Annotated in this window: 20 protein-coding genes; 12 read left to right on the forward strand and 8 right to left on the reverse strand. The window is 65.8% G+C overall.

Going from position 1 to position 20088, the window contains the following annotated elements; genetic code table 11:
• The first annotated feature begins 259 nt into the window (after positions 1-259).
• Positions 260-721 (forward strand): DUF192 domain-containing protein, encoded by a 462-nt coding sequence (locus BMY90_RS02350; protein ID WP_092701101.1) that lies wholly within the window; start codon positions 260-262, stop codon positions 719-721.
• Positions 722-947: 226 nt separating this feature from the next.
• On the opposite strand, the gene BMY90_RS02355 is transcribed toward BMY90_RS02350, so the two are convergent.
• On the reverse strand, positions 948-1142 hold the full coding sequence (locus tag BMY90_RS02355) for a rubredoxin (protein ID WP_037099400.1): 195 nt from the start codon (positions 1140-1142) through the stop codon (positions 948-950).
• A gap of 86 nt (positions 1143-1228) precedes the next feature.
• Between BMY90_RS02355 and thiE the strand changes: the two genes are divergently transcribed.
• Together thiE and hemL are read left to right on the forward strand one after the other, a co-directional pair.
• On the forward strand, positions 1229-1861 hold the full coding sequence (thiE, locus tag BMY90_RS02360) for a thiamine phosphate synthase (RefSeq protein ID WP_092701104.1): 633 nt from the start codon (positions 1229-1231) through the stop codon (positions 1859-1861).
• A complete protein-coding gene (hemL, locus tag BMY90_RS02365; protein ID WP_092701107.1) occupies positions 1858-3141 on the forward strand; it encodes a glutamate-1-semialdehyde 2,1-aminomutase in 1284 nt (427 codons plus the stop codon). The genes thiE and hemL overlap by 4 nt, the downstream gene beginning before the upstream one ends.
• Before the next feature lie 45 nt (positions 3142-3186).
• On the opposite strand, the gene BMY90_RS02370 is transcribed toward hemL, so the two are convergent.
• Together BMY90_RS02370 and BMY90_RS02375 are read right to left on the reverse strand one after the other, a co-directional pair.
• Positions 3187-3606: a VOC family protein gene (locus BMY90_RS02370; RefSeq protein ID WP_092701110.1), complete on the reverse strand. Its 420-nt coding sequence runs from the start codon at positions 3604-3606 to the stop codon at positions 3187-3189.
• Between the two features lie 159 nt (positions 3607-3765).
• Complete coding sequence (locus tag BMY90_RS02375; RefSeq protein ID WP_092701113.1) at positions 3766-5001, reverse strand: acetylornithine/succinylornithine family transaminase; 1236 nt, start codon at positions 4999-5001, stop codon at positions 3766-3768.
• Between the two features lie 342 nt (positions 5002-5343).
• Between BMY90_RS02375 and BMY90_RS02380 the strand changes: the two genes are divergently transcribed.
• From BMY90_RS02380 to BMY90_RS02405, 6 genes are all read left to right on the forward strand, one after another.
• Positions 5344-5892: a hypothetical protein gene (locus tag BMY90_RS02380; protein ID WP_008210510.1), complete on the forward strand. Its 549-nt coding sequence runs from the start codon at positions 5344-5346 to the stop codon at positions 5890-5892.
• An 11-nt stretch (positions 5893-5903) separates the two neighbouring features.
• On the forward strand, positions 5904-6560 hold the full coding sequence (locus BMY90_RS02385) for a hypothetical protein (protein ID WP_008210511.1): 657 nt from the start codon (positions 5904-5906) through the stop codon (positions 6558-6560).
• Between the two features lie 50 nt (positions 6561-6610).
• The gene (locus BMY90_RS02390; RefSeq protein WP_139201668.1) at positions 6611-7498 is read left to right on the forward strand and encodes a serine-rich family protein; all 888 of its coding nucleotides are present in this window, start codon (positions 6611-6613) and stop codon (positions 7496-7498) included.
• A gap of 124 nt (positions 7499-7622) precedes the next feature.
• A complete protein-coding gene (locus BMY90_RS02395) occupies positions 7623-8324 on the forward strand; it encodes a C39 family peptidase (RefSeq protein ID WP_008210516.1) in 702 nt (233 codons plus the stop codon).
• An 11-nt stretch (positions 8325-8335) separates the two neighbouring features.
• Positions 8336-9100 carry a hypothetical protein gene (locus tag BMY90_RS02400; protein ID WP_245734822.1) on the forward strand — a complete coding sequence of 255 codons (765 nt, stop codon included), beginning with the start codon at positions 8336-8338 and terminating at the stop codon, positions 9098-9100.
• Between the two features lie 46 nt (positions 9101-9146).
• The gene (locus tag BMY90_RS02405) at positions 9147-10520 is read left to right on the forward strand and encodes a transporter (protein WP_245734824.1); all 1374 of its coding nucleotides are present in this window, start codon (positions 9147-9149) and stop codon (positions 10518-10520) included.
• A 196-nt stretch (positions 10521-10716) separates the two neighbouring features.
• On the opposite strand, the gene BMY90_RS02410 is transcribed toward BMY90_RS02405, so the two are convergent.
• The 3 genes from BMY90_RS02410 to BMY90_RS02420 form a co-directional block, all read right to left on the reverse strand.
• Positions 10717-12045 carry a sigma-54 dependent transcriptional regulator gene (locus BMY90_RS02410; protein ID WP_092701119.1) on the reverse strand — a complete coding sequence of 443 codons (1329 nt, stop codon included), beginning with the start codon at positions 12043-12045 and terminating at the stop codon, positions 10717-10719.
• 204 nt (positions 12046-12249) lie between these two features.
• The gene (locus tag BMY90_RS02415; protein ID WP_092701122.1) at positions 12250-13068 is read right to left on the reverse strand and encodes an SDR family oxidoreductase; all 819 of its coding nucleotides are present in this window, start codon (positions 13066-13068) and stop codon (positions 12250-12252) included.
• 87 nt (positions 13069-13155) lie between these two features.
• Positions 13156-13758, reverse strand: a complete 603-nt coding sequence (locus tag BMY90_RS02420; RefSeq protein ID WP_092701125.1) for an LON peptidase substrate-binding domain-containing protein — start codon at positions 13756-13758, stop codon at positions 13156-13158.
• Between the two features lie 159 nt (positions 13759-13917).
• Here BMY90_RS02420 and BMY90_RS02425 point away from each other — a divergent pair, with 159 nt between their 5' ends.
• On the forward strand, positions 13918-14853 hold the full coding sequence (locus BMY90_RS02425; RefSeq protein ID WP_092701128.1) for an ABC transporter ATP-binding protein: 936 nt from the start codon (positions 13918-13920) through the stop codon (positions 14851-14853).
• Positions 14850-16265 (forward strand): hypothetical protein, encoded by a 1416-nt coding sequence (locus tag BMY90_RS02430; RefSeq protein ID WP_008210077.1) that lies wholly within the window; start codon positions 14850-14852, stop codon positions 16263-16265. Before BMY90_RS02425 ends, BMY90_RS02430 begins: the two co-directional genes overlap by 4 nt.
• Before the next feature lie 36 nt (positions 16266-16301).
• Here the strand turns inward: BMY90_RS02430 and mpl are convergent, their stop codons facing one another.
• Together mpl and BMY90_RS02440 are read right to left on the reverse strand one after the other, a co-directional pair.
• Positions 16302-17762: a UDP-N-acetylmuramate:L-alanyl-gamma-D-glutamyl-meso-diaminopimelate ligase gene (gene mpl / locus BMY90_RS02435; protein WP_092701131.1), complete on the reverse strand. Its 1461-nt coding sequence runs from the start codon at positions 17760-17762 to the stop codon at positions 16302-16304.
• Positions 17763-17972: 210 nt separating this feature from the next.
• Positions 17973-18557 (reverse strand): adenylate kinase, encoded by a 585-nt coding sequence (locus BMY90_RS02440; RefSeq protein WP_092701134.1) that lies wholly within the window; start codon positions 18555-18557, stop codon positions 17973-17975.
• Positions 18558-18725: 168 nt separating this feature from the next.
• Between BMY90_RS02440 and BMY90_RS02445 the strand changes: the two genes are divergently transcribed.
• Entirely contained in the window at positions 18726-19994 is a 1269-nt protein-coding gene (locus BMY90_RS02445; RefSeq protein WP_092701136.1) for a 6-phosphofructokinase, read from the forward strand.
• Positions 19995-20088: the final 94 nt, after the last annotated feature.

Genomic DNA, 20088 nt, shown 5'->3' on the forward strand with positions numbered 1-20088 from the left:
GCTGAAGATCTCCAGCGGCGGGGGGCGAATACTAGGCACCACCCCGCTTTTTGGCAAGCACTTTCGTGAAGTTTTTTTCTTCTTCCACGCAAGTCATTGAGCATGCTCGCTTCGTCTCTTCCGCAACAACCGTGTCGCTCGCCCGCCACGGTCAGGACGCCGTGAGACGCACCGGCATGACGCGGGCTGGAAGAGTCGCGGTCTTGCCGCGAGGGCCCGGCGCTACACTCGAGCGATCATCAGCTGTCGGACACCCATCATGTCGAAGCGACCGATGCTTTCCCTGCTACTTGCGATGGCGGCATGCGCCTGCGCACATGCGAAGCAGCCAGATGCGCCCACGGCATCTGCCACCCTGCACGACACCCGCATCACGGTGGAGTTGGCCACGAATGCGGCCAGCCGCGAGCATGGTCTGATGGGGCGCACCCGGCTTGCACCGGACCACGGCATGCTGTTCGTGTTTCCCGACACGCAGCCGCGCTGGTTCTGGATGAAGAACACGCTGATCCCGCTCGACATCCTCTATTTCGACGGCCACCGCAAGCTGGTGTCGATGCAGCTGGATGTGCCGCCGTGCAAGGCTGACCCGTGTGCCACCTATCCCAGTGACATGCCGGCTCGTTATGTACTGGAGTTGGCCGCGGGCGAAGCGAGGCACATGGGTGCGCGGGTGGGCGACGTGCTGGCGATCGACGCCGACCTCGGCGCAGTGCGCTGAACCGGCGCGGCGGCCGGGAGTGGCTTCTGCGCGTCAGCCAGCTCGATATGGAAGGGGATCAGCGCCGACAGATCCAGCTTGTCCAGCGCGTCCCAGTCGTCCTCGAAGGGAATGAACTGCTGCATGATGCCTCCTCGTGCCGTTGGCGGAACTCGGTAGCATCAAAGCAAACGGCCCGGCCACCACGCTGATGGAATCGGGCCGTTTGCGGGCATGCCGGGGGCATTCAGTCGATTTCGACCATCTCGAAATCTTCCTTGGTCGCGCCACAATCCGGGCATGTCCAGGTGTCAGGCACGTCTTCCCAGCGCGTACCTGGTGCAATGTCTTCCTCGGGCACGCCCAGCGCCTCGTCATAGATGTAGCCGCAAACCACGCACATCCATTTGCGCAGGGTGGTATCGGTGGTGCTCGGACTCATTAGCAGTGTCGCTTGATCGGTGTGAATGCGCCATTCTCGCAACTCATCCCTTTCGGCGAAAGCCTCCACACCCCATCTTCCGCAGCATGACCCCATTTGCCACTCGCGGCTTGTATGCCATCACCGACGGTCCGCGTGACGACTTGCTCGATGTCGTCACCCAAGCGCTTGCCGGCGGTGCGCGCCTGCTGCAATACCGCGACAAGACCACGGACCATGCCCGGCGCCGCGCCGAAGCAAGCGCCCTGCAGCGGCTTTGCCGTAGCTGTGGCACGGCGTTGATCGTGAACGACGATGTCGCGCTGGCCCAGGCCATTCACGCCGATGGCGTGCATCTGGGCAGGGAAGACGGCGAGCTGGCTGCTGCCCGCGCTGCACTGGGCAGCCAGGCCATCATCGGCGTCTCCTGCTATGACTCCATCGATCGTGCCCGCGCGGCGGTTGCCGCCGGCGCCGACTACATCGCGTTCGGTGCGTTCTTTCCGTCCCCGACCAAGCCCCATGCCCCACGCGCCACGCCCGAGCTGCTGCGACAGAGCGCCACGTTTGGCGTGCCGCGGGTGGCGATCGGCGGAATCACGCCGGACAATGCCCCCTCGCTGGTTAGCGCCGGCGCGGATTTCCTGGCCGTGATTTCGGCGGTCTTCCGTGCGCCCGATGTCCGCGCCGCCGCGCAACGCTTTGCCCATTTCTACCCATCTGATCGAGATCCCCGATGAGCACCAACCACGAACTCTTCCAGCGCGCCCTACCCCTGATGCCCGGCGGCGTGAACTCGCCGGTACGCGCGTTCAAGTCGGTCGGCGGCGAACCGTTCTTCACCGCACGCGCCGACGGCGCCTATCTGTGGGACGTGGAAGGCACACGCTACATCGACTACGTGGGTTCATGGGGACCGATGATCGTCGGCCACAACCACCCGGCCGTGCGCGAAGCGGTGGAGCGGGCGATCAGGAACGGCCTGTCGTTCGGCACGCCGTGCGCGGCCGAGGTGACGATGGCCGAAACCATCACCCGACTGGTGCCGTCGATGGAAATGGTGCGCATGGTGAACTCGGGCACCGAGGCCACCATGTCGGCGATCCGGCTTGCCCGCGGCGCCACCGGCCGCGCGCGGATCGTGAAGTTCGAGGGCTGCTACCACGGCCACGGCGACAGCTTCCTGGTGAAAGCCGGCTCCGGTGCGCTCACCTTCGGCGTACCCACCTCGCCAGGCGTGCCCAAGGCGAATGCCGACCTCACCCTCACCCTGCCCTACAACGACCTAGACGCCGCCAAAGCCCTGTTCGCCGAACACGGCCAAGACATTGCCGGCCTGATCATCGAGCCGGTTGCCGGCAACATGAACTGCATTCCGCCGAAGGACGGTTACCTGCAAGGCCTGCGCACCCTGTGCACGCAATACGGCGCCTTGCTGATCTTCGACGAGGTGATGACCGGCTTCCGCGTGGCACTGGGCGGGGCGCAGGCGCTGTACGGCGTCACGCCCGACCTCACCACCTTCGGCAAGATCATCGGCGGCGGCATGCCGGTGGGTGCTTACGGTGGTCGGCGCGACCTGATGGAACAGATCGCCCCGGCCGGCCCCATCTACCAGGCCGGCACGCTCAGCGGCAATCCGGTAGCGATGGCCGCGGGACTGGCGATGCTGGAGCTGATCCAGGCGCCGGGTTTCCACGACACGCTGGCCGCGCGTACGCGACTGCTTGCCGATGGCTTCCAGTCGGTCGCCGACGGCGAGGGCGTGCCGTTCAGCACCAACCGTGTCGGCGGCATGTTCGGCCTGTTCTTCAGCGCGCAGAAAGTGGAAAGCTTCGCGCAGGCGACCGCCTGCGACACGGCGCTGTTCAACCGTTTCTTCCATGGCATGCTGAAGCGCGGCGTGTATCTGGCACCCAGCGCCTTCGAGGCTGGCTTCATGTCCAGCGCCCACTCCGACCAGGACATCGCCGATACCTTGCAGGCCGCACGCGAAGCGCTGCGCGAGGCGAAAGGCTGATCCGCGGCGAGCGTCACCCGACATGGGTGGCGCTCGCCGCAACGCTTACCAGTTGCCGGTATTCGGCATCGAGGCCCACGGTTCCTGCGGTGGCAGATGGCCGTCCTGCAGCAGTTCGACCGAGACCAGGTCGGGAGAGCGCACGAAAGCCATGTGGCCGTCACGCGGCGGCCGGTGGATGGTGTAGCCCATCGACTGCAGGCGCGCGCAGGTGGCGTAGATGTCCTCCACCCGAAATGCCAGGTGGCCAAAATTGCGCGCGCTGCCGTAATCCTCGGTCGAACCCCAGTTCCAGGTCAGTTCGACTTCCGCCTCGGGGCTTTCATCCGCGGCAAGGAAGATCAGCGTGAACTTGCCTTCGGGCACCTCCTTGCGGCGCACTTCGCGCAGGCCCAGGCCCTCGCAATAGAAACGCAACGAGGCGTCGAGATCGCGCACGCGCACCATGCTGTGCAGATATTTCATGGGGATTCACCGGTGACTTCGATGGGGGCTGCCATGATACCAACCCCGCCGAACATCAACCCTGCAAGCGCTGACGCGACACCCCGGCCAGCGTGTCGCCATCGGCGATCAGCCGACGGGCTCCCGCTGCAATCTCGCCGAGCAGGCAGCCCGCCGCGCTTACGCCGCGACGAAAGCGGTCAATGCCGCACGCAGGCGCTTGAGGCCTTCGGCGATTTCCTCGTCACCGATCGTCAGCGGCGGCACGAAACGCAGCACGTCCGGGCCAGCCTGCAGCAGCAGCAGGCCGTGGGCGGCGGCGTGATCGAGAATCTCGCCGGCCCTGCCCTTGTACGCCGCGGCCAACACGGCACCGATCATCAGGCCGCGCCCGCGCACCTCGTCGAACAGGTGCAGATCGTGGTTGATCCGGGCAAGTCCCTCGCGCAAGTCGTTCGCCTGCCGCTCCACGTTCATCAGCACTTCGGATGACGCCAGCTTGCGCAGCGCCACCCGCGCCACCGCTGCGGCCATCGGGTTGCCACCAAAAGTGGTGCCGTGCGCGCCGTACTGCATCACCTCGGCCACCTTCGGACCGGCCAGCATCGCGCCGATCGGGAAACCGCAACCCAGCGCCTTGGCCAGGGTCACGATATCCGGCTTCACATGATCGTGGCTGTGCGCGAACAGCGCGCCGGTGCGACCCATGCCGCACTGAATCTCGTCCAGCACCAGCAAGGCCTCATGCGCATCGCACAATTCGCGCACGCGCTTGAGGAAACCGGGTGCCGTCGGCACCACGCCGCCTTCGCCCTGCACCGGCTCCAGCATTACCGCGGCGACATCGCCTGCGGCAAAGGCCGCTTCCAGCGCCTCGGCGTCATTGAATGCGAGATAGCGGAAACCTTCGGGCAGTGGCTCGTAGCCAGCCTGATACTTGGGTTGCGCGGTAGCTGTGACGGTGGCCAGCGTGCGTCCGTGGAACGAGCCCTTGAAGGTGACGATGACCCGCCGCTCCGGCGGCCGCCCCTGCGCTGCGGCCCACTTGCGCACCAGCTTGATCGCCGCCTCGTTCGCCTCGCCACCGGAATTGCACAGGAACACGCGCTCGGCGAAATCCGACGCATTCACCAGCTCCTCGGCCAGGCGCAGCGGCGGCTCGGTGTAGAACACGTTGCTCGCGTGCCACAGCTTGCCCGCCTGGGCGGTCAACGCTTCCAGCAGGTCCGGGTCCTGGTGGCCCAGTGCATTCACCGCGATGCCGGCGCCGAAGTCGATGTAGTCGCGGCCGTCGGTATCCCACACGCGCGCACCCTTGCCATGGTCGAGCACCAGCTCGCGCGGCTTGTACACCGGCAGCCAGTAGCGCTTGCCGAGGGCGGTGAGGGATGACACGGACGAATCCTGCGAATGCATGGTGTGCTCCGGGCATCACCGCAACGGCCATGCCATGGGAAAACGTGAATCAGCGAGTGTTGCGCATCCTAGCCAGCCCCCCGTCGAAACACCAGATTCCACCGCAACACCTGTTGCATGGCACACCGGGTGTATCAGCACCGTTACACCCCCGGGCAGCCCGCGCAACCACAAGGCTCCAACCGCCATGTCGGCAAGCTTCGTCGCCGCGGATGTAACACCGCGCAACGCGCCACGCCCGGGACAACAACGCAACAACGGCCCGCAAACCCTTGTCCTGCCCCATTTGCTCTCGTTGGCACGTCGATTGCTGAGTCAGGTCCAGGGATTGAGGAACGCTCCATGGAATTTCGCACTCGCCATCAGTTGAACATCGGTACGGGCCGTTTCCCCGGGCGGTTGATCGCACTGGCCATCGCCCTGCTGCCTTCCGCCATGGCATTTGCCGGCGACGATCTCGGCGCACGTGCCGGCGTGAAGGCCAAGCCTGGCGAGATTGTGCTGTTGCGCGACGTGGCGACGCGCCCGGCCTATCGGCAACCGCTGTCGCCAGGTATGGCCCTTATCGTCAATCCGTCCCCACGCCAGCAGATCGACAACTCGCTCGGACTCGGCCAGGGCGAACTCTCCGACGCGGATGTCGCCAACCTCGGCGCCACGCCGCGACAAGGCAACACGGCGATCGGTCGCGTGCTTGATCGGGCACTTGGCACGAACCTCGGCCATTCGGCCAGTGGCAATAGCGGCATGGTGGCCCGCAACGGCGTGAGCAATGTGGTCGACGGTTCGACCGGGTCGATCGGCCCCGCCACCCGGGGCATCGGCGAGCAAGTCACCAGCGCACTGTCGCAATTGCCGCTGTCGACCGCCGCAGCCGGCATCGGGCATTGAGGTTGCGGACGATGCACGCGCACCGCACCTTCGCAATGCTCGCACTGCTGTTGCTGCTGACCTGCAGCGTGGCTTACGCCGGCGACGACGGCAAAGCCGATGGCGCCAGCTATGCGTCGATGCTCGGCTATCTCGACAACAGCCGCATCGGCGGACAAGCCTTCCAGGGCGTGAGCGGGGCCACGGCCATCAACCTGTCGGCCGGCACGCTCAACCAGCAATCCAATCTGCGTGCGTTCGCCGTGGGCGCCACGGCACAGACGATGATCCGGGTGCGACAGTTGCAACGTGGCGACGTGACCGCCGCACCACTGGATGCCAGCGCACGCATCGGCGATCACGCGTTCGAAAACGGGCGCGGCATCGTTTCCATCAATCAAGCCAGCGGCAACGGCAACGCCGAATTCAACGCCGTCAGCACCGCGCTGGCATCACCGGGCATACGCGAGGCGACGGACAGTTCCCTGTCCGCATCCGTCTCTGCGTCTGCAGGGGGGCAGCCCCCCGCCAATCCAGGCAGCACGTCGCCGAAAGGGTCGCGCAGCGTCGCGGTCGAATCGTCCGCCATGCATGGATTTCGGGGTTTGCTGCAACTCAACCAGATCGCGGGATCGGGCAACGCCACCAGCAACAGCTTGTTGCTCTCGGCCACGTCCGCCCCGCGTTGAGCGCAGTCGCTAGTCAAAACATGAACTGAGGAAACACCATGAACGCAAACATGAAACGGACCCTGATGGCTCTGGCAGTTACCGCCCTGTTCGGCACCTCTGCGGTGTATGCGCACAACGACGACCACGGCAAGGGCAATTCGCACAGCAACAGCGTGACGATCAGCAAGCATGTCTCGCTGGGCTCGGACGTGAGCATCAGTGGCGATCCCAAGCTGAGCGGTGCATTGAACATCAACGCAGCGGCCGTGGCGATCGAGGAAGGCTCGCAATCCAGCGTCGGCAACGCGGTGCTGAACCAGGATGCCACCAGCAACACCAGCACGATCAATGGCAAGGTGGGCAGCAAGAGTTCCGGCAACATCGGCGCGAACGTCGCATCCGGCGACAACAACGCCCAGGCCAACTCCGCCGCGATTGCCGCGGCCGGGGCGGGGGCAGGTACCAGCACGCTCTCGACCCAGAACTGCACCAGCCACGACTGCAACAACGGTGGCGATCCGTCCGCCAACTCCGGCGGCATGGCTGATGCCGAAGCGTTTGCCGACCAGGCGGCCGCCTTCGACATGAGCGGCAACGCGGGCACCACCAACAGCTCGCATGTCGGCGGCAACGCCTTCAAGGGAGCCTCGGGCAACATCGGCGTCAACGTGGCATCCGGCGATGACAACCAGCAGTTGAACGGCCTTGCGGCATCGACCACGCTGAACAACGTGTACGCCACGGCTACCGCATCGACCGACCAGCATTCGCTCGGCAATTTCACTGCCAACGAAGCCGGCGGCCTGAACTACTGCGACGAGCAGAGCACCACGAACACGGCCAGCCTGTCAGGCAGTGCCTTCGCCAATGCCAGCGGCAACATCGGCGTGAACGTGGCGGCCGGCACCGGCAACATGCAGGCCAACACCCTGTCGATGGCCGTCGCGGGCCAATAAGGATCAACGCCGCCGAACGCGGCAACGAGGGCGGTATCCCGGCACTCCTTTGCCGGGGCACCTGTGGAGCCCCCGGCCCGGCCCCTGCGGGCCGGGGGTCTTCCCTTGCACCAGGATGTCCGTGATGCGACACCTCGAACCACTCCTTGCCCTGCTGGGCCTTGGCCTTGCCTGCAGTGCCGGTGTACGTGCCGGAAACGTGCGCTTCGATGGCGTGCTGCCCAACGGCGCCCCGTATATCAGCCATGTCGAGAGCATGCAGGAATCGCGCTATCGCTACATGGTGCGCCAGCACACCGACTACAGCTGTGGCGCCGCGGCACTCGCCACCATCCTGCGCTATGCCTACGACCTCAACGTGGATGAGACCACGGTGATCCAGGGCATGATGGGCGTGGCCAACCCCGCGATCGTCAGGCAACGCGGCTTTTCGATGCTCGACATCAAGCATTACGTGGAAGCGCTTGGCATGCGCGGCCACGGTTATCGCGTCGACGAGGCGCGTTTGCGTACGCTGCGCATCCCGGCGCTTGTGCTGATGAACGTCAACGGCTTCACCCATTTCGTGGTGCTGAAGCAGGTGCGCGACGGAAGCGCGGAACTGGCCGACCCCATGCTCGGCAATCGCAGCGTGCCGCTCGCCGATTTCATCAAGAGCTGGCCATCCCGCGTCGTGTTCGTGGTGATCGGCAGCGATTTCGACCGCAACACCGTGTTGTTGCGTCCACTGGACAAGCCCAGTGCGCGCGCCTTGTTCGCTCGCCAGGGACCGGTCACCAATGCCGAACTGCTCGACTTCGGCTTCACCCAAGCCGATCTTTTCTGAGGACGCCCGCCATGAACGGCAAGCATTTTCTTGTGACGATGATCGGCGTGGGCTTGCTCCACTGGGGTGCCCCGGCGTTTGCCGCCGATACCCACGGCCACCGCAGTTTGCAGGAAGTCTCCGACACCGACCTCGGCGCCATGCGCGGCCGCTACACCATCGGCAACAATGCGGTGGCGTGGTTCGGCGTAAGCATGATCTCCACCTGGCGCAGCAGCACCGGCCAGCTATTGCAGGGCACGCTCACGCTGGGCATGGATTTCAGGCATGACCAACCGCAAGTCAGTTTCACCCCCACGGTAAGCATCACGGCCGCCCAAGCACTACCCGCGGGCTCGCCCAACGACCCGAACCGCAGCGCAAGCAACCAAGGCCTGGCCAATATCGGGGGTATGGTGCAAAGCGTGCAGGTAGCCGGCGACGGCAACCTTGCCAGCAACCTGACCAGCCTGGTCATCCGCGACGGCGGCACGCCGCCAGGCGGCAGTTCCGGCAGCGGTATCCCGCTCGGCACGAGCGCCGATGGCGCCACCGTCAGTGCCGGCTACGCCAACGGCGTGGCGCAGGTGCTGCTCGACATTCCCGGTCAAGGCAGCCTGCGGCAATGGATACAGCCCGGCAGCCTCGGCCAGAGCGTGCAGCTCACCTCCGACAACCAGTGGGTGAGCAACACCATGCAGATCGAACTGATCCGCCAGACGACAGCCGGCAACCTCCAGCTCATGCAAGGCGTGACGCAAGCCCTCGGACTCACCCGAGGCATCGGCAACCGCTGAGGATCGCACCGCCCGGCGATTCTTCCGCAACAGGGGAACCATCATCATGCAAAGAAAACTCCTGGTCACCACGGTGACCTGCAGCTTGTCCATCGGCATGCCCGCTTGCGCCCTGGCCCAGCAGACCCAGGCCGCGCAGGCCACACCGTCGGCGCAAGACCGGAACGACGTCCAGGCACTCAATCGCGAACTGCAAACGCTGAAGGCAAGCTACGCGCAGCAGGTACGCCAACTGCGCGAACTGGACATGCAGGTGCAGGCACTGCAGGCACGGATCGCCGGCAAAACCGCAGCCATCCCGATACCCGCCGTGGCGTCCGCTTCCGGATCGACCACACCCAACCCGTCGCCGCCGCAAAACACCATCAAGCCACAAGCCAACGCAACCGCCGCGGAAAACGGACAGGCCGGTAGCCACGCCGCCGAGCAACAGGCCAGGCAAAGTCCATCCACGCGCAGCCTGCAGGATGCCCTGCAGCAGAACACCTCGGTCTTCACGCGCAAGCTGACGATCGAAAACGGCCTCACCTACGCCTGGTACGACCGCAAGCAACTCACGCTCAACGGCTTCCTGGCGCTGGATGCCATCTTCCTCGGCAATATCGCGCTGCAAGACGTGAAGTCCGATCTGCTGACCTACGACCTGACCACGCGCTACGGCGTCAGCCAGCGCATGACGCTGAGTCTGGATGTGCCCTACCTCGCGCGCCGAACCGCCTATTTCCAGGGAGGTGCCGGTGGTTCGGCCGCGGCCACCCAGGAGGAAGCCACCGATGGCAAGGGCATCGGCGACGTCAGCTTCAGCGCCAACTACGAGCTGTTCACCGAGACGGCGCATCGCCCGGGTACGGTATTGACGTTCGGTGTCGTGGCGCCCACCGGGCGCGCGCCCTACGGCATCGACTGGAGTACCCCCGGCGGCCCGGGCAGCGACAATGCCACCCATGGAAAATTCGCCGTGCCGGTACGGCAGCCGACCGGCAACGGACTGTGGCAGGCCACGTTCGGCGTCTCGGTGGTCAAGACGATGGATCCGGCCATCGTGTTCGCCAACCTGGCCTACACGCATGCGTTCCCGCGCAGCTTCGCGGACATCGACACCGACCCGCAGACCACCACCCCCGGCAGCGTGAAACTGGGCGACGCCTACACGTATGGCGCGGGCGTGGCGTTCGCCTTCAACGAACGCACCAGCCTCAGCCTTTCTTTCAGCGACAAGCTCAGCGCCAAGGCCTCGTTGCGCGCGCCGAAGGGTCGCTGGGCCAAGGTGACCGGCAGTGACGCCAATGCCGCTGCGTTCAACATGGGGGTGACGTACGCTCTCAGTCGCCATACGACACTGGTCACCATGCTGGGCATCGGCCTGACACCGGATGCGCCCAACTTCACCCTGACCTTCAAGATTCCCTACACCTTGTGAGACATGGCCAGGCCATCATCCGGCATGGCCGACCAGGAGCGTGGGCGGTAGAAACTTTCGAGGCGAAAAAGTGGCTGTGTGAGGACAGATTTTCGACGATTCGCCGGCCCATAGTGGTTCTATGGGCCAAGAAGCGACGGACATATGGACCACGCAGCCACTTTTGCAGCCCGGAAGATTTCTGCCGCCCACGCTCCTAGCGCATTTCCGCCAGCGCCAGGCGATGCTTCTTGCACAAGCGGTACACGGTGACGCGCGACACCTTCAACCGTCGCGCGCACTCGCTGATGTTGAAACGGCTGGCGCGCAGGCACGCCACCACCGTCTCGCGCTCCACCTCCACCCGGGCCCGGTCAAGCCCGGCAAGCGGTGACGGATCGGTGGCGGACAGATCGAGATCGGCCACGCTGATCAGTGCGTCCTCGGCCAGCACGGCGGCGCGTTGCACGCGATTGAGCAACTCGCGCACATTGCCGGGCCACGCGAACCCGCGCATCGCCTGCAAGGCCGAGCGGCTGAAGCCGCGCGCCAGGCAACGATGCTGTGCCCGGAAACCTTCGAGGAACTGCTGTGCCAGCAACTCCATGTCATCCTCGCGTTCGCGCAAGGCGGGCATGCGCAGGCGCAGCACGTTCAACCGGTAATACAGGTCTTCGCGAAAGCGGCCCTGCGCCACCGCCTTTTCCAGATCCACATGGGTCGCCGCCAACACCCGTACGTCGGGCCGGATCGGCTGGGTGGAACCGACCCGCTCCAGCGTCCCTTCCTGCAACAGGCGCAGCAGGCTGGTTTGCGCCTCCGCCGGCAGGTCGCCGACTTCATCGAGAAACACGGTGCCACCCGCCGCCGCCTCGAAGCGCCCGGCATGCCGCGCATTCGCGCCGGTGAATGAACCGCGCTCGTGGCCGAACAACTCGGACTGCACCAGGTTCAGCGGCAGGGCGCCGCAGTTGATCGCCGCAAACGGTCGCTCGCGGCGCGACGACTGCTGATGCAGCGCGCAGGCGGCCAATTCCTTGCCGGTCCCGGTTTCGCCGGTAATCAACACCGGCAGGTCCACCGGCGCGTACTTGAGGATGCTGGCCATCACCAGCTGGATGGCCTGGCTGTGCCCGGTGAGGCCGGCCACGCAGGGCATCATGACGGCCCAGCGACCGTCGCGAATCGCCTGCAACGTCGTCGACAACTGCTTCATCTCGAACGGCGCGGTGAAGGATGCCGTACAGGCCGAAAGCACCGGTTGCACCAGCGGGTCCTGCACCTGATCGGCGTCCGTCATCAGCAACAGCCACGGCAGCCAGGGATGGTCGGCAACCAGGTTGCGCAAGGCCGGCAACACTTCGGCATCGCATCGTCGCAGATCGGCGATCGCTACCACGATGTCGCCGTGGCGCATGCCGATGCCGTTGCCGTCCTGCGCGTCGGTAACCCGCACGCGCCAACCCGCCTGCGCCACGCCATCGACCTCTCCCGCCGACGGCTGCCCGAACCACACCACGCAATGTTGGGGTGTCTTGCTGGCCATGCTTGCCCCCTGTCCCTGTTTCCGCGATCCATCCGGCGAGACCGCCGGACGGCTGCGAATCCCGGCATAACTCCCACCCCGCACAGGGTGGTTTGCCTTTGACGATGCATTCCAAACATGTCAAAAGTGTGATGTACATCACACTTTATACACCCGCATTCCCTCCGTATGCCAGCGCCTCACGCAAGGGGGCAACAGCCGGAATCAGTCCAGGAACAGGTCCGGCAACAGGCGGGAACCCGCCTGCACGGCGTAATGCCCGAAGTCGGTGACGCCGGCCTCGCGCAGCACTTCGTCGTCGATGGCGAAATGACCGGTGTAATCGCGGGCGGGGCGGGTCAGGATGGCGTGCGCGGCATCGGCCACGATGTCGGGGGTCCGGCAATGTTCGGGCTTTACCCCGTCGATCATCCCGATCGCCGCGGTGGCGATCACCGTACGCGGCCACAACGCATTCACCGCGATGCACAGCGGCGCGAACTCGGCGCTCATGCCCAGCACGCACAGGCTCATGCCGTACTTGGCAATGGTGTAGGCGGTGTGCGGCGCAAACCATTTCGGGTCGAGGTTCGGCGGCGGCGAAAGCATCAGCACATGCGGATTGGCCGCTTTTTTCAGGTACGGCAAGCAAGCCTGGGTGACCAGGAAGGTGCCGCGGGTGTTGACCTGGTGCATCAGGTCGAAGCGCTTCATCGGCGTGTCTTCGGTACCGGCCAGCCAGATCGCGCTGGCATTGTTCACCACGATGTCGATGCCACCGAAATGCTCCGCCGCCTGGGCCGCTGCGGCATGCACCTGCTCCTCATCCCGGATATCCGTCTTCAACGCCAGCGCGTTGCCGCCCGCGGCCTCGACCTCGGCCGCCGCCGTGTGGATGGTGCCTGGCAATTTCGGATTGGGCACGCCGCTCTTGGCGGCAATCGCCACGTTGGCGCCATCACGCGCCGCGCGTAGCGCAATGGCCAGGCCGATGCCACGCGAGGCACCGGTGATGAACAGGGTTTTGCCAGCCAGGGTTTGCATGCCAGGTTCCGTCGCCGAGGATGAACGCCCAGTCTACGCGGGACGATGGCCACCGCCACGCGCGCAGCCCGAAGCGATCGGTGGCGCTCAGGCTTTCTGGAAACGCGGCAGGATATCGCGCAGTTCGGCCAGGCGATGCAGGGGGTCGACCAGCTCCAGCATCCGCTGCTGTTCGTCCCCCGCCAACGGCAGCAGCTCGGCCAGGCGGAAACCCAGCCAGCTGGCGTCTTCGTAGGCCTCGCGCGGCGCATCCTTCCATTGCGGCGCCATCGTCTCGATCAGCCGCTCAAGAATCGTTTGCAACAATGCAAACTCCACCGGCACCAACTGCGCCAGTTCCTCCGGCAGCCATTCCACGTCGCCGCGCAACTGGCCGTCGGCGCGCACCCGCGTACGGCTGACGCGAAAGCGCCGGCTGCCTTCGGCGGAAATGCCGAGCAAGCCGTCCGCACCATGGTGGAAATCGGTAATCCGCGCCAACGTCCCCACCGCAGCCGGAACCGCCGGCGCGCCCACCTCGTGGCCTTCCAGGATCAGGCACACGCCAAAGCCGCAATCGTTGCGCGTGCATTCGCGCACCAGGTCCAGGTAGCGCGGTTCGAAGATGCGCAGCTGCAACTGGCCGCCCGGATACAGCACGCTGGACAGCGGGAACAGGGGCAGTTCGACGAGGTTGGAAGGGCCAGCCATCGGCCAAGTGTATCCGTCGACGACATGCCCCGTCCCGGCAGCGTTCACGCTTCCGACTCGGGCCGGAGGCTGTCCACCGGACATGCAGCACGCGCAAGACTGGACGCCGACCGGGCGCCGGCGTCACATTGGCGACTTCCAGCCAAAGGGAATTCGGAGATGCCCGTGCTTGACCAGGAATCGACACTCGCCACCGATCTCGCTCGACCGCCATCGACCGATACCGCGCCGGTGGTTCGCGTGCGTGCGCTGCGCAAATCCTTCAAGAAGCGCGAGGTGCTGTGCGGCATCGACTGGGACGTGCCGGCCGGTCGCGTGATCGGCCTGCTCGGCCGCAATGGCGCCGGCAAGACCACCCTGCTGCGCTGTCTGCTCGGTCTGTCACCGATCGATGGCGGCAACGTGGAACTGTTCGGCGAACCGATGACCGAGCCGGGTGGCGAACGCATGCACCGCATCGGTTTCGTGCCGCAGACTTTCGACCTGTTCCCGTGGATGAAAGTGCGCGCCTACCTCGACTTCACCGCGGCGTTCTACGCGAACTGGAACCACGCGCTGACCGACCGCCTGCTCGCCGACTGGCAACTCGACCCGAAGCAGAAGATCGGCGAGCTGTCGCAGGGCCAGCGGCAGAAGCTGGCGATCGTGCGCGCGATCGCGCCCGAGCCCGACTTGCTGGTGCTGGACGAACCGGTGGCCAGCCTCGACCCGCAGGCGCGCCGCGCCTTCATGGGCGAGCTGCTGGAACTGATGCGCCAACCGGGCAAGACGGTGATCTTCTCCACCCACATCACCGCCGACCTGGAACGCGCCGAGGCCGACATCACCTTGCTGCGCGACGGCGCGATCCAGTTCACCCGCCCGCTGGCCGAACTGCGCCAGCGGATGCGCCGCGTGGTACTCAGCCGTCCGGGCGGCTGGACCGAAGCGCCGGTAGTCGCCGGCCTGCTCAAGGCCACGGTGAAAGGCGGTGAGGCGCAATTACTGGTGGAAGATCCGAGTGTGGAAAGCCTGCACGCGCTGGCCGAACGCGAAGGCGCCGAGCTGCGCATCGAAACGCCCACGCTGGAAGACCTGTTCGTGGAGCTGGCATGAAGGCGGTCTGGCAACTGTGGCTGCAGCCGTGCCGGCAGACCACGCTGATCGCGGTGCTGGTTCAGCTGATGTGGTTGGGTGGCGCGGTGGCGCTGGGCTTGATGCCGGCCATGGGCAATGCCGCCGCTTCGGGCGCCGCGATACTGTTCGGCGGTGGCACGTGGCTGTGGTTCATGATGATCGGACAGTGCCTGCGCGGTCTGTGCCGACCGGAAAGCTTCCTGCTGCCGGATTTCCGCCGCCACTTGGCCTGGGGCGGCGCGCTGGAACTGGCGCAATGGGTGCTGCTGCCGACCCTGGCTGCGGCTGTGCTCGGCGCACCACACGTGTGGCTGGCCGGTACGCTGATCCTGTTGCTGGCGGCGATCGGACTGGCCTCCGGCACCGAGCGTTACATCAACCTGATGATCTGGGGCGTCTTCGTGCTGGCCGGCTGGAAGCCCGGGCTGGCGTCGCAAATCGCGCGCGCGGCCGCTGCATCGCCATTGACGATACCGCTGCTGTTGCTCGTGGCGGTGCTGCTCGTACGGCTGACGCTGCGATCGATGCTGCGTATCGAGGATCGCGAGGCAGATGTTTCGCCGCTGTCGAACACCCAGCTCGGACGCTCGCGCATGCGCCCCGTGGACGGCAGACCGGCGCGCCGCGGCAAACTGACCAAGGTCATCACTGCCTGGTTCGACGGCACCTCGCAACGCGCGATGGAATCCGCACTGGCCCGCTATCGGCAGCGGCCATCGTGGCGATTGCGCGCAGTGTTGGTGCGCCGCCTGCTGCTGCCACACGACAATCCGCAGGCAATCGCGCTGCGCCTGTTGCTGGTGGCGGTGATCGTGTCGTTCTACGTCATTGCGGTGATGCATCGCCAGCGCTTCAACGCCGAGATCGTCGGCGCCTACGCCATCCTGCTGTGCCTGTCACGCTTCCCCCAACTGGGCCGCGGCATGCGCCGGATGCAACCGAACCTGGCCGACCTCTACCTGACGCTGGCCCCGCAAACCCGCGCGGATTACCAGAAGACGCTGATCGACGCGCTGCTGATCCTGGTGCCGATCAGCGTGCTCAGCGCGCTGGCGTACACCGCGCTGGGGGTGGTACTGGTGCACGCGACCGAGCCGGCACGCATGCTGGTCGACGCCGCCATCGTGGCGGCACCGGCCAGTCTGGTCGCGCTGGCGGTACACCTGATCGGTCCGGAAGGCACGTTGGGCCGTTCGTTGGTCGACATCGTGGTGACACTCGGCGCGATGGCCGTGTACTGGGGTGGCTACTGGCTGCTTGGCGCGCTCGGCTTCGCCCTCGGCGGTCTCGTGTTGGTGATCGTCACGATGAGTTTCGGCTTGACCGTATGGGTTGCCGCGCAACGCGAATACCAGCGCCGGCCGCCATGCTTCGACGCGCCGCTGACTTGATGCTTTTCTCCCTCTCCCCAAAGGGGAGAGGGGGTTTTAGATGCCGAGCAACTCGACAAACCGCCGTGGCGCACCCTCGAAACCACCGTTGGACATGAACACCACGTGGTCGCCGGACTTTGCTTCACTACGCAGCGCTGCGAGCAACGCGTCGACGCTCGGCTCGGTGCGGCCACGCCCCGCCAGCGCATCGGTGACGCGATGCGCGTCCCACGGCAGTTCCGGGCGATGCAGGAACACCACGGTATCGGCGTCGGCCAGTGACGGCGCCAGTGCGTCGGCATGCGCGCCCAGTCGCATCGAATTGGAGCGCGGCTCCAGCGCCACCAGGATGCGCGCCTCGCCCACGCTGGCGCGCAAGCCGGCCAGGGTGGTGGCGATGGCGGTGGGGTGATGCGCGAAATCGTCGTACACGCGCACGCCGTGCACCTCGCCCACCACTTCCATGCGCCGCTTCACGCTGGCGAAGTCGGTGAAGGCCGGCAACAGCGCGCGTGGATCGGCACCGGCGGCCGTCGCCGCGGCCAGTGCGGCCAGGGCATTCATCACGCTGTGATGTCCGAGCAGCGACCACTGCACTTCGCCGACCAACTCGCCACCACGACTGACCTTGAAGGCCGAACCATCGGCTTCGATCAGCTCGGCCTGCCAATCGCCGCGACCGATACCGAAGCTTTCCACCGGCGTCCAGCAGCCCATCGCCAGCACTTCGGCGAGGCGCTCGTCGTGCGCGTTGACGATCAGCCGGCCATTGCCCGGCACCGTGCGCACCAGGTGATGGAACTGGCGCTGGATCGCCGCCACGTCGGGGAAGATGTCCGCGTGGTCGTATTCGAGGTTGTTGAGGATCGCGATGCGCGGACGGTAGTGCACGAACTTGCTGCGCTTGTCGAAGAACGCGGTGTCGTATTCGTCCGCCTCGATCACGAACGGGGAAAAACCGGGGTCGGGGTCAAAACCGGGGTCAGAGTCAGTTTTCCGAATTCCTCGGTGAGAGTCGGATCGTGCAGAAAACTGACTCTGACCCCGATTTTGACCCCGGTTTTTCCCCAGCCGCGCGGACACGCTGAAGTTGCCGGGCACTCCACCAATCAGGAAACCCGGCGCCATGCCGGCGCTCTCGAGCAGATGCGCCAGCAAGCTGCTGGTGGTGGTCTTGCCGTGGGTGCCGGCCACCGCCAGCACTTCGCGCCCGGCCAGCACGGTCTCGCCCAGCCACTGCGGACCGGAGATGTAGCGCAGCTGCGCGTCAAGCATGTATTCCACTGAAGGGTTGCCGCGCGTCATCGCGTTGCCCACCACCACCAGGTCCGGCGCCGGCTTGAGGTGTTCGGCGGCGTAGCCGTCCATCAGGCGAATGCCCAGCCCTTCGAGCTGCGTGCTCATCGGCGGATAGACATTGGCGTCGGAACCTTCGACGGTGAGTCCAAGCTCGCGCGCCAGTGCGGCGACGCCGCCCATGAAGGTGCCGCAAATGCCAAGGATGTGCAGACGCATGACAGTGAGTTCCTTCGTACCGCTTCTTTGCTCTTCCCGTTCCCGCCGGGAGGGGCGGAGGCGAAAATGCGGGACTCTCGCGGGCTTTCAAAAAAAAGCGGAAAGAAGGCTTGGAAACGAGGTAGCCCCCGCTTCGCCCGATCCTCGCCTCGCAGCTCTGCAGTCGGCGCCATTCATGGCGCCTCCTCGCGGGGAGAGGAGAAAGCAGCCTCAGCCGTTGGCCGCGGCAGATTCGCCTTCCAGCGCGCGGCGCACCCGCGCGGTGACGTCGGCCAGCTCGCCCACGCCATCCACCACCTGCAGCTTGCCGCGGCGGGCATAAAAATCAGCGACCGGCGCGGTCTGCTCAGCGTAGATGGCCAGGCGCTTGCGCACGGTGTCGGGGTTGTCGTCGGCGCGGCCTTCCGCCTTGAAGCGGATTTCGCAGCGACCGATGATCGCCTCGTTCGGCACCTCCAGCTTGATCACCGCATCCAGCGGCTGGCCGATGCGGGTCAGCAGATGGTCGAGCGCGTCGGCCTGCGCCAGGTTGCGCGGGTAGCCGTCGAGGATGAAGCCGGTGGTGGCATCGGGCTGGGCCAGGCGTTCTTCCAGCATGGCAAGCAGGATGTCGTCGGAAACCAGTTGGCCGGCATCCATCACCGCCTTGGCCTTGAGCCCCGTGGGCGTACCCGCAGCGACCGCTGCACGCAGCATGTCGCCGGTGGAAATATGGGGAACGCCCAGATCGCTTTTGAGGCGAGCCGCCTGGGTTCCCTTGCCTGAACCGGGTGCACCGAGTAGCACGAGTCGCATATGGCTCCGCATTGCCGGCAGCATGCCGACGATTCCATGAAAAATGGAGCCCACGGTAGCGTTTGCGGCCAGTTATAGTCAAACGATGATCGCGCCATAGCGCGCTGGCACGGCCGCTGGCGCCCATCCGCGCGATACTGTTGCGCCATCTTTCGGAGATCTGCCGCCATGCCCTCACGCCAACCCGTCCAAGGCAAATTGCTGTACGCCCAGTCCGGCGGCGTCACCGCCGTGATCAACGCCACGGCAGCCGGGGTGATCGAGGCGGCCCGCGCCAGGGGAGTGAAGGCTTACGCGGCCCGCAACGGCATCCTCGGCGCACTGCATGAGGACCTGATCGACACCTCGAAGGAATCGAAGAGCGCCATCACCGCGCTGCGCCACACTCCGGGCGGCGCGTTCGGCAGCTGCCGCTACAAGCTGAAATCGCTGGACGACAACCGCGCCGAGTACGAGCGCCTGATCGAGGTGTTCCGCGCCCACGACATCCGCTGGTTCCTCTACAACGGCGGCAACGATTCGGCCGACACCGCGCTGAAGCTCTCGCAGATCGGCAAGACGCTGGGCTACGACATCCGCTGCATCGGCGTGCCCAAGACGGTGGACAACGACCTGGCCGTCACCGACTGCTGTCCCGGCTTCGGTTCGGTGGCGAAATACACCGCCATCTCCACCCTGGAAGCCAGCCTCGACGTGGCCTCGATGGCCGAAACCTCAACCAAGGTATTCATCCTGGAAGTGATGGGCCGCCACGCCGGCTGGATCGCCGCCGCCGCGGGTCTCGCCGGCGAAGGCGCCGATGCACCGCCGCATCTGATCCTGTTCCCCGAAAACGTATTCGACGAAGCCGCGTTCCTGGCCAAGGTGAAAGCCACGGTGGAACGCGTGGGCTGGTGCACCGTGGTGGCTTCCGAAGGCATCCGCAATGCCGAGGGCCGCTTCCTCGCCGAAGCCGGCACGCGCGACGCCTTCGGCCACAGTCAGCTCGGCGGCGTGGCCCCGGTGCTGGCCGCCCTGGTGAAGGACAAGCTCGGCTACAAATACCACTGGGCGCTGCCCGACTACCTGCAGCGTTCGGCACGACACGCCGCCTCGCAAGTCGATGCCGAGCAGGCGTATGCCGTCGGCAAGGCGGCCGTGGAGTACGCGCTGGCCGGCATGAATTCGGTGATGCCGGTGATCGTGCGTACGTCCGACGCACCGTATCGCTGGAAGATCGAGCCCGCACCGCTGGCGAAGGTCGCCAATCGCGAGAAGAAGATGCCGAAGGGCTTCATCAGCCGCGACGGCTTCGGCATCACTGCAGCGGCACGGCGTTATCTGGCGCCGCTGATCGCCGGCGAGGCGCCGTTGCCGTACGGCAAGGACGGGCTGCCGCGTTACGTGCGACTGAAGAACGCGGGAGTGCCGACCAGGCTGCCTGCGTTCGGGCGCTGATCAGAATCTCGAACCCGCGCTCTTTTGTAGGAGCGCACCCTGTGCGCGAATGCTCTTGCTGGATGGAGCCTGTTGAAGAGCATTCGCGCACAGG

It is taken from the genome of Rhodanobacter glycinis, assembly GCF_900114325.1.
GTDB classification, from domain to species: Bacteria; Pseudomonadota; Gammaproteobacteria; order Xanthomonadales; family Rhodanobacteraceae; genus Rhodanobacter_A; species Rhodanobacter_A glycinis.